This is a genomic window from Buttiauxella sp. AC142 (genome assembly GCF_979253435.1).
The window spans coordinates 4530594-4544847 of sequence record NZ_CEEDCH010000001.1; the positions used below are offsets into that span (position 1 = coordinate 4530594).

The 14254-nt window shown below is 49.8% G+C and carries 13 protein-coding genes; 1 reads left to right on the forward strand and 12 read right to left on the reverse strand.

Features of this window, described 5'->3' with window-relative positions; genetic code table 11:
* Nucleotides 1–38: 38 nt before the first annotated feature.
* Both glmS and glmU read right to left on the reverse strand, forming a co-directional pair.
* Nucleotides 39–1868 carry a glutamine--fructose-6-phosphate transaminase (isomerizing) gene (gene glmS, locus AC0IWZ_RS21150; RefSeq protein ID WP_471678533.1) on the reverse strand — a complete coding sequence of 610 codons (1830 nt, stop codon included), beginning with the start codon at nucleotides 1866–1868 and terminating at the stop codon, nucleotides 39–41.
* A gap of 241 nt (nucleotides 1869–2109) precedes the next feature.
* Nucleotides 2110–3480: a bifunctional UDP-N-acetylglucosamine diphosphorylase/glucosamine-1-phosphate N-acetyltransferase GlmU gene (gene glmU / locus AC0IWZ_RS21155; protein WP_410373164.1), complete on the reverse strand. Its 1371-nt coding sequence runs from the start codon at nucleotides 3478–3480 to the stop codon at nucleotides 2110–2112.
* Between the two features lie 338 nt (nucleotides 3481–3818).
* Between glmU and AC0IWZ_RS21160 the strand changes: the two genes are divergently transcribed.
* Nucleotides 3819–5996 carry a right-handed parallel beta-helix repeat-containing protein gene (locus AC0IWZ_RS21160; protein ID WP_471678532.1) on the forward strand — a complete coding sequence of 726 codons (2178 nt, stop codon included), beginning with the start codon at nucleotides 3819–3821 and terminating at the stop codon, nucleotides 5994–5996.
* 67 nt (nucleotides 5997–6063) lie between these two features.
* Here AC0IWZ_RS21160 and AC0IWZ_RS21165 read toward each other — a convergent pair whose 3' ends face one another.
* From AC0IWZ_RS21165 to rsmG, 10 genes are all read right to left on the reverse strand, one after another.
* A complete protein-coding gene (locus AC0IWZ_RS21165) occupies nucleotides 6064–6483 on the reverse strand; it encodes a F0F1 ATP synthase subunit epsilon (protein WP_034499861.1) in 420 nt (139 codons plus the stop codon).
* A gap of 20 nt (nucleotides 6484–6503) precedes the next feature.
* On the reverse strand, nucleotides 6504–7886 hold the full coding sequence (gene atpD / locus AC0IWZ_RS21170) for a F0F1 ATP synthase subunit beta (RefSeq protein ID WP_034499864.1): 1383 nt from the start codon (nucleotides 7884–7886) through the stop codon (nucleotides 6504–6506).
* Between the two features lie 28 nt (nucleotides 7887–7914).
* Nucleotides 7915–8778 (reverse strand): F0F1 ATP synthase subunit gamma, encoded by an 864-nt coding sequence (atpG, locus tag AC0IWZ_RS21175; protein ID WP_034499867.1) that lies wholly within the window; start codon nucleotides 8776–8778, stop codon nucleotides 7915–7917.
* A gap of 50 nt (nucleotides 8779–8828) precedes the next feature.
* A complete protein-coding gene (gene atpA / locus AC0IWZ_RS21180) occupies nucleotides 8829–10370 on the reverse strand; it encodes a F0F1 ATP synthase subunit alpha (protein ID WP_034499870.1) in 1542 nt (513 codons plus the stop codon).
* A gap of 12 nt (nucleotides 10371–10382) precedes the next feature.
* Complete coding sequence (gene atpH, locus AC0IWZ_RS21185) at nucleotides 10383–10916, reverse strand: F0F1 ATP synthase subunit delta (protein ID WP_034499873.1); 534 nt, start codon at nucleotides 10914–10916, stop codon at nucleotides 10383–10385.
* A gap of 14 nt (nucleotides 10917–10930) precedes the next feature.
* Nucleotides 10931–11401 (reverse strand): F0F1 ATP synthase subunit B, encoded by a 471-nt coding sequence (gene atpF / locus AC0IWZ_RS21190; RefSeq protein ID WP_034499875.1) that lies wholly within the window; start codon nucleotides 11399–11401, stop codon nucleotides 10931–10933.
* 61 nt (nucleotides 11402–11462) lie between these two features.
* A complete protein-coding gene (gene atpE, locus AC0IWZ_RS21195; RefSeq protein ID WP_000429386.1) occupies nucleotides 11463–11702 on the reverse strand; it encodes a F0F1 ATP synthase subunit C in 240 nt (79 codons plus the stop codon).
* A 48-nt stretch (nucleotides 11703–11750) separates the two neighbouring features.
* Entirely contained in the window at nucleotides 11751–12569 is an 819-nt protein-coding gene (gene atpB, locus AC0IWZ_RS21200; RefSeq protein ID WP_034499878.1) for a F0F1 ATP synthase subunit A, read from the reverse strand.
* Between the two features lie 8 nt (nucleotides 12570–12577).
* Nucleotides 12578–12958: a F0F1 ATP synthase subunit I gene (gene atpI / locus AC0IWZ_RS21205; protein ID WP_034499880.1), complete on the reverse strand. Its 381-nt coding sequence runs from the start codon at nucleotides 12956–12958 to the stop codon at nucleotides 12578–12580.
* 618 nt (nucleotides 12959–13576) lie between these two features.
* Nucleotides 13577–14200 (reverse strand): 16S rRNA (guanine(527)-N(7))-methyltransferase RsmG, encoded by a 624-nt coding sequence (gene rsmG / locus AC0IWZ_RS21210; protein WP_034499882.1) that lies wholly within the window; start codon nucleotides 14198–14200, stop codon nucleotides 13577–13579.
* Between the last annotated feature and the right edge of the window lie 54 nt (nucleotides 14201–14254).

Genomic DNA, 14254 nt, shown 5'->3' on the forward strand with positions numbered 1-14254 from the left:
ACCGGGCTTTTTCATTTTGTATGACAGCTTAAAACGGCTTACTCAACCGTAACTGATTTCGCCAGGTTACGTGGCTGGTCAACGTCGGTGCCCTTGATCAGCGCAACGTGATAAGACAGCAACTGCAACGGGACGGTGTAGAAGATTGGTGCGATAACTTCTTCTACGTGCGGCATCTCGATGATGTGCATGTTGTCGCTGCTGGCGAAGCCTGCATCTTTATCTGCAAATACATACAGATGACCGCCGCGCGCGCGCACTTCTTCGATATTTGATTTCAGCTTTTCAAGCAACTCGTTATTTGGAGCCACAACGATAACCGGCATATCCGCATCAATCAGCGCCAGTGGGCCATGTTTCAGCTCACCCGCCGCATACGCTTCCGCATGAATATAAGAGATTTCTTTGAGCTTCAGTGCGCCTTCCATTGCGATTGGATACTGATCGCCACGGCCTAAGAACAGCGCATGATGTTTGTCAGAGAAATCTTCGGCCAGCGCTTCAATGCGTTTATCTTGGGAAAGCATCTGCTCGATACGGCTTGGTAGCGCCTGCAAACCATGCACGATATCTTGCTCGATTGCTGCGTCAGCGCCTTTCAGGCGGCTCAGTTTCGCCACCAGCATCAACAAAACGGTCAACTGAGTGGTAAATGCTTTGGTCGAAGCCACACCGATTTCGGTGCCCGCGTTGGTCATCAGTGCCAGGTCGGATTCACGCACCAGAGAAGAACCCGGGACATTACAAATCGCCAGCGAACCTAAATAGCCCAACTCTTTTGATAAACGCAGTGCAGCAAGGGTATCTGCCGTTTCACCAGATTGGGAAAGGGTGATCATCAGGCTGTTACGACGCACCGCGGATTTGCGGTAACGGAATTCAGAGGCAATTTCGACATCGCACGGCACGCCTGCCAGTGATTCAAACCAGTAACGTGAAACCATGCCTGAGTTATAGGAAGTGCCACACGCGACAATCTGAATGTGCTCAACCTGAGACAGCATTTCGTTAGCTTTCGGGCCAAGCTCTGAGAGATCGATAGCGCCATGACTAATGCGGCCAGTCAGGGTATTTTTAATCGCGTTCGGCTGTTCGTAGATCTCTTTCTGCATGTAGTGGCGATAAATACCTTTGTCGCCCGCGTCATATTGCAGACTGGATTCGATATCAGGGCGTTTAACCTGCTCACCTTTGGTATCAAACACGGTAACGGAACGACGAGTCACTTCCGCAATATCACCTTCTTCAAGGAAGATGAAACGACGAGTCACCGGCAGCAGTGCCAGTTGGTCGGAGGCGATAAAGTTTTCGCCCATGCCGAGGCCGATAACCATCGGGCTACCGGAACGTGCGGCCAGCAGAACATCCGGATTACGGGTGTCCATGATTACGGTGCCATACGCGCCACGTAGTTGTGGAATGGTGCGCAGCACGGCTTCACGCAGAGTACCGCCTTGCTCCAGTTCCCAATGGACTAAGTGAGCAATAACTTCGGTATCGGTTTGTGAAACGAATGTGTAGCCACGACCCTGCAACGCTTCGCGCAGCGGTTCGTAGTTTTCGATAATACCGTTATGAACCACCACAATATGTTCGGATACATGCGGGTGTGCGTTAACTTCTGATGGTTCGCCGTGAGTTGCCCAACGAGTGTGAGCAATACCGGTGCCGCCATGCAGCGCAGTTTCTGCGGCAGCTTCGGCCAGTTTATTCACTTTACCCAAGCGGCGCAGACGGGTCATATGACCCTTTTCATCTACTACAGCCAGGCCCGCAGAGTCATAACCACGGTATTCAAGACGACGTAGTCCTTCGAGAAGGATTTCAGCGATATCACGTTGCGCGACCGCGCCAACAATTCCACACATAAGATTAGATTCCTGATAATGGCATTACGCCATGTGTTGTCGCTGACCTGTTTTACCCGTCGTCTTTCGCACTAAAGATACGTTGATTGCACGAAATTCTTTGGGTAAATATCCCGTATTCCGGGGCCCCGAGCCTTGTAGAGAGTGGGGTTATAGTTTTGGTAGTACTGCGGGGCGGGTCATTTTCGAGAACAACCTTCACCCCAGCCTTCTCCCATTCAGGGAGAAGGAAAATCAAAAATTACTTTTTCTTAACCGGGCGCTGCCAACCCTGAATATGGGTTTGCTTCACGCGGCTGATGACCAGTTCATCTTCACCAACATTACGGGTGACCGTCGTCCCTGCGCCAATCGTCGCACCACGCGCAACGGTGACCGGAGCCACCAGCTGGCTATCGGAACCGACAAACACATCATCACCGATGATGGTTTTAAATTTATTGGCGCCATCATAATTACAGGTAATGGTGCCTGCACCGATATTCACGTTGTCGCCAATTTCGGCGTCGCCCAGGTAACTCAGATGCCCAGCTTTAGACCCCTTGCCGAGACGCGCTTTTTTCATCTCCACGAAGTTACCCACGTGTGCGCCTTCTGCCAGTTCAGCTCCGGGGCGCAAACGGGCGAACGGGCCGATGGTGCAGGCCGCTGCGAGCGAGGCATCTTCCACAACGGTATACGGACTGATTTCGCAGTCATCGCCAATTACGCTGTTTTTGATCACGCAACCGGTGCCAATTTTCACTCGGTTACCCAATGTCACAACACCTTCAATAATGACATTAGTATCAATTTCCACATCACGCCCGTGGGTCAGTTCACCACGGATATCGAAACGCGCCGGATCGCGCAGCATAACGCCAGCCAGAAGCAGTTTCTCGGCTTGTTCACTCTGGTAGACGCGCTCAAGGCGGGAGAGTTGCAGGCGGTTGTTCACGCCTTCCACTTCGCTTAAACGATCCGGGTGGACGGCAGTAATTTCGCGGCCTTCGTGATGTGCCAGGGCGATAATGTCGGTGATATAGAATTCACCCTGCGCATTGTTGTTATCGAGCTTCGATAGCCAGCGCTTCAGATCCGCGCCATTGGCCACCAGAATACCGGTGTTGATTTCATCAATTTTGCGCTGCTCATCAGTCGCATCTTTGTGCTCAACGATACCGACAACTTTGCCGTGTTCACGAGCAATACGGCCATAACCGGTTGGATCGTCGAGTTTTACTGTCAGCAAACCAATGCCGCCTTGCGGTTTGGCATCACGCAGGCGTTGCAGGGACTCAACGGAAATAAGCGGCACATCGCCGTAGAGCATCAGAATATCTTCGTCATCAGCAAAGAATGGCGCCGCTTGCTGCATCGCATGACCAGTGCCCAGCTGTTCAGCCTGCAAAACCCAGTTCAGCGAACCATCGCTGAGCGTGTTTTTAAGCAAGTCACCGCCGTGCCCATAAACCAGATGCACGCGTTGTGCGCCTAAATTATTAGCTGCATCAATAACATGCTGAACCATCGGTTTCCCGGCAAGGGTATGTAACACCTTCGGGAGGTCTGAATACATGCGGGTCCCTTTGCCTGCGGCTAGGATAACCACGCTCATCGCACTGTTTGACATACGCGTCCTGACTTAAATTTGTGAGAGAAGTAAAACGATTTCACGTTGAAATTTCTACATATTTTGCAACAAAAAACGCAATGCCTAAAAAACAGGCTTCGACGGTGATTTTTAGTTGCCCATGTGCTCAATTGTAGGTGGATAAGGTCGCAAAAAGTACTTCTGAAATGACAAAAGCCATATATCTCTATGGATTAAGACTTCTTTTCAGATTGAAACAAAGCTACCCCACATAATTGGTAGTTCGTGTTTTAAAAATCTGCCTTTGTGATAAACATAAAAGAAACAATGTTTCATTTTTATACATAATGACGCCGACATTGATAAGGAGAATAAAAATGGCGTCAAAAATACCTCTGGCTCTCACGCTTTGCGGCGTAGCTTTATCGCTACCGGCGACAGCACAGCAACAGCCCATCTGGCATGCGATTGCTTTTGGGCAATCAACAGATGTTAACTTTTCATCCAACGTATTGCCTGAAAAAGTCGGCGTAAATAACGTCACGATCGATGGCAAAAAACTCACTACCGCTGATAACGCCGATCTTTCTAAACCGATAACCATTGAGAGTCGCGGCGGCAAAATTGCGAACTCTCACGATGGACTCACTTTCTTCTATACCGCACTGCCCGCCAGTGAGAATTTTGTCTTACAGGCAACGGTGACCGTCGATCAGTTTGGCCCTGAAAATGGTGCCAAACCAGCCGCTCAGGAAGGTGCTGGTTTACTGGTGAGGGATGTATTAGGAAACCCGCGCCAGGAGCCATTAAAAGAGGGTTACGAAGAGTTCCCGGCGGCGTCAAACATGGTGATGAACGCCATTATGACGCAGGATAAAAAAGACGCATCGCGCGTCAAAATGCAGGCGATTGCACGTGATGGCATTTCGCAGCCGTGGGGAAATACTGGCTCAACGATTTCACGTAAAAGTTATCAGGAAGCGGTAGATCTCAGCAAGATGCCGACTTTCCGCATGAAACTCGAGCGTACAAATGAAGGTTTTATCACTTCATGGGCTGCGGCCGGAAGCGAAACATGGGTTTCTGAAAATGTGAAACGCGCCGATATCATTACCGCTCAGGATAAAAACCAATATTACGTGGGCTTCTTTGCGTCGAGGAATGCAAAAATCACCGTAAGTGATGCGTCACTCGAAACCAGCGCAGCGCAAACTGTAGCCTCAGCTGCGTTCGAGCCAAAAGCGTGGCCAGTAGTGATGCAAATTGCTTCGCCACCAAAGAGCACCACCAGCGAATACGTGGTACAGGCACGCGCTAACTATGACGGCAACTTCACCGTACGCCAGGACGAAGTTGTGATCGGTCAGGAAAAAGCTGCGAAAGCCGGTGAAATGTTCTCACTGCCTACCACGCTGAAAGAGCGCAACAGCTTTACCGTGACTTTTACCCCAACCAACGGAAAAAGCAAAACGCCCGTCAGTCAGAGCTTTGACGTCGAGCAAGTGAAAAACCTGAATGGCGCTACGTTGTATGTCGCTCCAGATGGGGTTTCAAGCAATCAGGGGTCAAAAGAAGCACCATTAGATTTGGCCAGCGCAATATCACTCATCCAACCTGGAGGAAAAATCATCCTGAGCAGTGGTGAGTACCCGCAAACTACCATTCCAACCCCTGACAGCGGTTTAAAAGGCAAACTGAAAACCCTGGAGGCTGACGGCAAAGTGGTGATTCGTGGTTTACTGCTCGATGGTAACTACTGGCATGTTAAAGGCATTGAAGTCACCGATAAGAGTTTGCGAGTGCAGGGTAGCAACAACCTTATCGAAAACGTCGTCGCCTATAAAAATGACGATACCGGCATTCAGATTTCCTCGCCAGCCGATGTAGGTCGTCCACTTTGGGCAAGCTACAACCGCGTCGTTAATTCTGAATCCTTCAATAATGAAGACCCAGGCAAAATCAACGCAGATGGATTCGCGGTGAAAATGCGTGTCGGGGATGGCAACCGTCTTGAGGGTTGTTATGCGCACGACAACATTGATGATGGCTATGATTTATTCAACAAGATTGAAGACGGCGCGAATGGCGTTGTGGTGATCGAGAATTCAATTGCCCGTAACAACACCAGCAACGGTTTTAAACTGGGTGGGGAAGGGCAGCCTGTCGCACATGAAATCCACAACAGCATTGCTATTGGTAACCACCTCGATGGCTTTACCGATAACTTCAATCCGGGTGCGCTGGTGGTGGCAAATAATGTCGCTGTCGATAACCAACGCTTTAACTACATCTTCCGTCCAAGCCCTTATGGAAGTGCTGAAACTCAGGGCAAGTTCACCGATAACATTTCATTGCGCAGTACAGACGGGAAATATGATGATGCCATTTCCGGGCGCGTAGATGGCAGTAATTACTTCATTCGTGATGGCAAAACAGAGAACAGCGAAGGGAAGCAACTGAGTGTTAAAGATTATCAGTCGCTGACGTTGCCCGTGCCTTTGCAACGTAATGCCGATGGTTCATTTAAAACCGGCGAGTTTCTGACGAAGCAGTAAAAACGTTCAGACGAAAAAAATGCCAGTCAGGGAAACCTGGCTGGCATTTGTCTTTTCAAGCAGGTAGTTACATCGCTTTTCTGGTCAACTCGATAACACGAAGTTTCGCGATCGCTTTAGCCAGTTCAGCAGAAGCCTGAGCGTAGTCCACATCACCGTGGGAGCTGTGGATGCGCTCTTCCGCTTTACGCTTCGCTTCCAGGGCCCGAGCTTCGTCGAGATCCTGGCCGCGAATTGCGGTATCGGCCAGCACGGTTACCGTGCCAGGCTGCACTTCCAACACACCACCGGACAGGTAGATATACTCTTCATGTCCGTGCTGTTTAACGATGCGGATCATACCAGGCTTAATGGCGGTGAGTAACGGGGCGTGGCCAGGGAAAATACCCAGCTCACCTTCGCTACCCGTTACCTGGATCTTCTCGACCAGACCGGAGAACATTTGGCTCTCCGCGCTGACGACGTCCAGGTGATAAGTCATTGCCATGTCACCCTCCGATTAAGGCGTTAAAGTTTTTTAGCTTTCTCAACGGCTTCGTCGATAGTACCAACCATGTAGAACGCCTGCTCTGGCAGATGGTCATATTCGCCGTCCATGATGCCTTTAAAGCCACGGATAGTATCTTTCAGCGATACGAACTTGCCCGGAGAACCGGTAAAGACTTCTGCTACGAAGAATGGCTGAGACAGGAAGCGCTGAATCTTACGCGCACGTGCTACAACCAATTTATCTTCTTCAGAAAGTTCATCCATACCAAGAATGGCGATGATGTCTTTCAGTTCCTGGTAACGTTGCAGAATAGACTGCACGCCACGCGCGGTGTCGTAGTGTTCCTGACCAACAACCAGTGGATCTAACTGACGGCTGGTGGAATCCAGTGGATCTACCGCAGGGTAGATACCCAGAGACGCGATGTTACGGCTCAGTACCACGGTTGCATCTAAGTGAGCAAAGGTGGTTGCTGGAGATGGGTCAGTCAAGTCATCCGCAGGTACGTATACCGCTTGAACAGAAGTGATTGAGCCAGTTTTGGTGGAGGTAATACGTTCCTGCAAAACACCCATCTCTTCTGCCAGAGTTGGCTGGTAACCTACCGCAGATGGCATACGACCCAGCAGCGCAGATACTTCTGTACCGGCCAGGGTATAACGGTAAATGTTATCAACGAACAGCAGAACGTCACGACCTTCGTCACGGAACTTCTCAGCCATGGTCAGACCGGTCAACGCAACGCGCAGACGGTTACCTGGTGGCTCGTTCATCTGGCCATAAACCAGTGATACTTTGTCCAGAACGTTGGAATCGGTCATTTCATGGTAGAAGTCGTTACCCTCACGAGTACGTTCACCCACGCCTGCAAACACTGAGTAACCGGAGTGCTCGATCGCGATGTTACGGATCAGCTCCATCATGTTTACAGTTTTACCCACACCCGCACCACCGAACAGACCGACTTTACCACCCTTAGCGAACGGGCAAATCAGGTCCATTACTTTGATGCCGGTTTCCAGCAGATCCTGGGAGCTAGACAGTTCTTCGTAGCTAGGAGCAGCACGGTGAATCGCCCAACGCTCTTCTTCGCCGATATCGCCTTTCATATCGATAGGCTCGCCCAGGACGTTCATGATACGGCCCAGAGTCGCTTTACCTACTGGCACTTCAATTGGGTGATCGAGGTTAGAAACTTCCAGACCACGACGCAAACCATCAGAAGTACCCATGGCGATAGTACGCACTACGCCACCACCTAACTGTTGCTGAACTTCCAGCACCAGACGGTCTTTACCATTTGTAACCTCAAGAGCGTCGTACACTTTTGGTACGGCATCCTGAGGGAACTCGACGTCCACCACGGCGCCGATTACCTGGATAATCTTTCCAGTAGCCATCTCGAATCCTCTAAATACGTAAACCTGGTTATACCGCGGAAGCGCCACCGACGATTTCGGTGAGTTCCTGAGTAATGCTGGCCTGACGAGCTTTGTTGTAAACCAACTGCAGCTCTTTAATCAGGCTGCCGCCATTGTCGGTAGCGGCTTTCATCGCCACCATACGTGCGGCCTGCTCGCTGGCCAGGTTTTCTACGACGCCCTGATAAACCTGAGATTCCACGTAACGGCGCAGCAAGGTGTCCAGCAGCGCTTTAGGATCAGGTTCATACAGATAATCCCAGGATTTCTTCTTCAACTCGCCGTCTTCTGCTGGCGGTAACGGCAGCAGTTGGGTAAGGGTAGGAACCTGAGACATTGTGTTAATAAATTTGTTGCTGACAACATACAGCTTGTCCAGACGGCCTTCATCGTAGGCCTGCAACATCACTTTCACCGGGCCAATCAACTCGGACAGGGAAGGGTTATCACCCATACCAGTCACCTGAGCAACAATATTGCCGCCTACAGAGTTGAAGAAAGAGACGCCTTTAGAGCCGATCATTGCGATTTCGCTTTGAACGCCTTTATCGGACCACTCTTTCATGTCAGCCAGCAGCTTTTTGAACAGGTTAGTGTTCAAGCCACCACACAGACCACGGTCAGTGGACACCACCAGGTAGCCCACGCGTTTGATTTCGCGTTCATCCAGGTAAGGGTGTTTGTACTCAAGATTACCTAAAGCCAGGTGGCCAATCACTTTACGCATTGTTTCTGCGTAAGGACGGCTGGCAGCCATGCGTTCCTGCGTTTTACGCATTTTGGACGCGGCGACCATTTCCATTGCTTTGGTGATCTTCTGCGTGTTCTGGACGCTTGCGATCTTACTACGTATCTCTTTTGCGCCGGCCATGAGCTTCTCCTCAATGCCTTGCGGCTTGCCCTAAGACAAGCCGCCAGACTTTACCAGGACTGAGTTGCTTTGAAGGAATCGAGGATGCCTTTCAGCTTGCCTTCGATTTCGTCGTTGTAGCCACCAGATTGGTTGATTTCTTGCATCAGTGGAGCATGGTCACGGTCAACATAAGCCAGCAGAGCGGCTTCGAAGCTACCGATTTTAGCCAGTTCCACATCTTCGAGGTAACCACGTTCAGCTGCGAACAGAACCAGAGACTGCTGCGCAACAGACATCGGCGCATATTGTTTCTGTTTCAGAAGCTCGGTCACTTTTTGACCGTGGCTCAACTGTTTACGGGTCGCATCGTCAAGGTCTGATGCAAACTGAGAGAACGCAGCCAGTTCACGATACTGTGCCAGAGCGGTACGAATACCACCGGACAGTTTTTTCATGATCTTGGTCTGAGCAGCACCACCAACACGGGATACGGAGATACCCGGGTTAACCGCAGGACGAATACCGGCGTTAAACAGTGTTGATTCCAGGAAGATCTGACCATCGGTAATAGAAATTACGTTGGTCGGAACGAACGCGGAAACGTCACCCGCTTGCGTTTCGATAATCGGAAGCGCAGTCAGGGAACCTGTTTTGCCTTTCACTTCACCCTTGGTGAATGCTTCAACGTATTCAGCGTTAACACGCGCAGCACGTTCCAGCAGACGGGAGTGGAGATAGAATACGTCACCTGGGTAAGCTTCACGACCTGGTGGACGACGAAGCAGCAGGGAAATCTGACGATAAGCAACAGCCTGTTTGGACAGGTCATCATAAATGATCAGTGCATCTTCACCACGGTCACGGAAGTATTCACCCATCGCGCAACCGGAGTACGGTGCCAGGTATTGCAGTGCAGCAGATTCTGATGCAGTCGCAACAACAACGATAGTGTTAGACAGTGCGCCGTGCTCTTCCAGTTTACGAACCACGTTAGAGATAGTGGATGCTTTCTGGCCGATAGCAACGTAGATACATTTGATGCCGGAATCACGCTGGTTGATGATGGCATCGATTGCCAGAGCAGTTTTACCTGTCTGACGGTCACCGATGATAAGTTCACGCTGACCACGACCGATTGGGATCATGGCATCGACGGACTTATAACCAGTCTGTACAGGCTGGTCTACGGATTGACGTTCGATTACACCTGGTGCGATCGCTTCAACGGCAGCAAAACCGTCATGCTCAAGCGGACCTTTACCATCGATTGGTGCACCCAGGGTGTTCACCACGCGGCCCAACAGGCCACGGCCTACCGGTACTTCAAGAATACGACCAGTACACTTAACTTTCATGCCTTCGGCAAGGTCAGCGTACGGACCCATTACTACTGCACCAACAGAGTCGCGCTCGAGGTTCAGTGCAATGGCGTAACGGTTTCCCGGAAGGGAAATCATCTCACCCTGCATGACATCGGCCAGGCCGTGTACGCGGATGATACCGTCACTTACAGAAACGATTGTACCTTCGTTGTGAGCCTCGCTCACAACACTGAACTGAGCAATGCGCTGCTTGATCAGTTCGCTGATTTCGGTGGAATTCAGTTGCATGCTCCAGTCCCCTTAAGACTGCAAGACGTCTGTCAGGCGATTAAGACGGCCGCGTACGCTTCCATCAATAACCATATCACCTGCGCGGATAATGACACCCGCTATTACAGACTTGTCAATTTTGCAATTCAGCTTAACTTTGCGTGACAGACGTTTTTCCATCGCGGCGCTGATTTTCGAAAGCTGGTCTTCGTTTAATACGTTGGCAGAAGTCACTTCGACTTCAACGGTAGCCTCTTGGGCTGCACGTAATTGAACGAATTGCTCAAGAACATCAGGAAGAACTTTCAGACGCCCATTTTCAGCCATCACCTTAATCAGGTTCTGGCCATTGGCGTCTAACTGGTCACCACAGATGGAGATAAACGACGCAGAGAGAGTATCCGGAGCTAAAGCGCCGGAAAGAAGCTCTGCTACTTGTTCGTTTTTAGACACCTCAGCGGCGAAACCCAGCATATGCTGCCAGTTATCAACGCTTTGGTGCTCGACGGCAAAGTCAAAAGCTGCTTTGGCGTAGGGGCGAGCTACAGTTACAAATTCAGACATCAGCCCCTCCCTCCTTACAGTTCAGCGACCAGTTTATCAACGATGTCGCTGTTAGCAGCTTCATCCACGGAACGTTCAATGATCTTCTCGGCACCGGCGATAGCCAGCAGAGCCACTTGCTTACGCAGTTCTTCACGAGCGCGTTTACGCTCTGCGTCGATTTCTGCCTGAGCCTGTGCAACGATTTTGTCACGTTCCTGCTCTGCCTCGGTTTTAGCTTCTTCAAGGATCTGAGAGCGGCGTTTGTTAGCCTGCTCGATGATCACCTGAGCTTCCGCTTTGGCTTTTTTCAGCTGGTCGGTCGCGTTGGCCTGTGCAAGGTCAAGGTCCTTTTTGGCACGTTCTGCAGAAGAGAGGCCATCAGCAATTTCTTGTTGACGCTTCTCGATGGCAGCCATGATCGGCGGCCATACGTACTTCATGCAGAACAGAACAAACAGGACAAACGCGATGGCCTGGCCGAGGATTGTTGCGTTAAGATTCACAGCACAATGCCTCTTTGTTAGTTAACGTTCTGATATTGCTTGATATGTTAAGCAATGCTTACTACGCGACGGCGAACATCACGTACAGACCCAGACCAACAGCGATCATCGGGATAGCATCCACCAGACCCATAACGATAAAGAACTGAGTACGCAGCAAAGGAATCAGATCAGGTTGACGCGCTGCGCCTTCCAGGAATTTTCCCCCGAGGATGCCGATACCGATCGCAGCACCGATTGCCGCCAGACCCATCATCACAGCGGCAGCCATGTACAGCAGATCCATATTCAGGTTTTCCATGACAGTCTCCAGTTTGTTTCAGTTAAAACACAGTAGTGGTAAGTAAAATCAATGCTCTTCAGATGCCATCGACAGATAGACAATCGTTAGAACCATGAATATGAAGGCTTGCAGCGTAATAATCAGGATGTGGAAAATGGCCCAAGGCACACTCAGAATCCACTGTGACCACCACGGCAACAGACCAGCAATCAGAATGAAAATCAACTCACCGGCATACATGTTGCCGAACAGTCGCAGGCCCAGTGATACTGGTTTGGACAGCAGGCTTACACCTTCAAGGATTAAGTTGAACGGTATAAATGCCCAGTGATTGAACGGCTGCAGCGTCAGCTCTTTCGTGAAGCCGCCAATGCCTTTCATTTTGATGCTGTAGAAAAGAATGAGGATAAACACACCCAACGCCATGGACAGGGTGATATTCACGTCCGCAGACGGCACCACACGCAGGGCAGGGAGGCCGAAGATGTGCTCGCCGATAAACGGCAAGAAATCAATTGGCAACAGGTCCATCAGGTTCATCAGTAATACCCAGACGAACACAGTCAGGGCCAGCGGTGCAATGACCTTGCTTTTGCCATGGTACATGTCTTTGACATTGCCATTAACAAAATCGATAACCATTTCAACCGCAGTCTGAAATTTACCAGGTACGCCGCTCGTCGCTGTTTTGGCTACTTTACGGAATAACACCAGGAATAGCAGACCCAGAACCACCGAGAAAAACATGGAGTCAATATTGAGCGTCCAGAAGGTGGCCGGGGGGTTTTGCGGATCAACCAGCGAGAAAGTACGCAGGTCCAACTGAAGGTTATTCAGATGGTGGCCTATATACTCCTGCGGTGTAGAGATTTCTCCTGCAGACATGATGCCTCTTACCCTTTGTTGTTAATTACAGCTGGTGCGAGTATCTGCACAACCAGCACCGAAACCCACGTCACAATAAGCGGCAACAATACCGCCTTAAAACCAGCTAACGCCACCACCAGTATGGTAAAGCTCGCAATCACCTTTAACACTTCACCTATGGCGAAAGTCCAGGCCAGGCGGCCTTTTGATGGTGTATGCACCTGGTGACGCCAGGCGAAATTCATAAATACTGCATTTGGCAACCAGGCTGCCAGGCCTCCGCCAAAAGCAGAAGCACCCCACACGGGGTCTTTGAGGCAAAACAGCAATCCAATTGCTATCACTGCAAGTAGCTGAAGGAACAGAAGCTTACGAGCAACGTTTCTACTCAATAGCGACACAGACATGGCTTATCCTAACTCCTGCTCCCTTCGGGGTATGTCGCGCTGGTATAAAACTGCCTTTAGGTCTTTGAGTCAAGCCTCAAAAAGCGAGCAAATTATACGGTGCGGCCCCGTGATTTCAAACAATAAGTAGCAAAAAGGTGAACAAATGTTTAAATATTTTCCAGCACAGTTATTTTTCAACTTTTGAGTTATACCGACTATTTTGCTAAAAACCTCAAACAACCGAAATAGCCGCCTAATAAAGCGTGCACCAGATCACAAATAAAACATCTCATAGCCATTATACATTTGTCTGTCTCATAAAGTGCGAAACACAGATGCCTGATAAATAAGCTGATTACTGTCTACTCTATTTAAAATAGCCTGAAACATCATTAAAACAATTCATTGACATTTTTATTAATATTTTAACAACCCTCTGAGTATGAAACCCAGGCAATATTTAGCAGGGTTATATTTTCAGGGTTGACTACTTTCAAAATTAACAAGCCGTTTAGAGTTAACAACAATGCAAACACTAGTTAAGCCATTGTTAAATGTAACGAGAAATGTCAGACATTTCCCCTTGTATTTTTAACCTTAACGAAACAATCCTTTTTAGCTTTTTTTTGATAAATATTAAGTTTTGTTTGGCTTAATCATCACCAGATGACGCTCCCCATCCAGTTCTGGCACCTGCAAGCGGATAACCTCTTCGACGCTAAATTCAGCAGGCAGTGCCGCGATTTCCTCATCCGGACGCTGACCCTTAAGCGCATAAAAACGGCCATTCTCTGCGGGCAAGTGCTTACACCAGGTCACCATATCGGTCATAGATGCAAAAGCACGGCTGATTACGCCATCAAATGGTGGCTCCGCCGGGAACTCTTCCACACGACTTTGCACTGGCGTGATGTTTTCAAGATGAAGCTCATGCTGAACCTGTCGCAAGAATCGAACCCGCTTACCAAGACTATCCAGCAGGGTAAAATGCGAGTCAGGGCGCACAATCGCTAATGGTATGCCCGGCAAACCAGGACCTGTTCCCACATCGATAAAACGCGAACCCTGCAAGTGCGGTTCAACCACGATACTGTCGAGAATATGACGAACCAGCATTTCATCAGGATGACGCACTGAGGTCAGGTTGTAGGCTTTGTTCCACTTGTGGAGCAGTTCAACATAACCCACCAACTGTTGTTTCTGGTTTTCTGGCAGCGTAATGCCTGCGCTATCCAGCAGGCGATTCAGTTTGTTAAGCACGGCGGTAAATACCCATAAAAAAAACGGGCCAGGAAATCCTGACCCTGAAATATG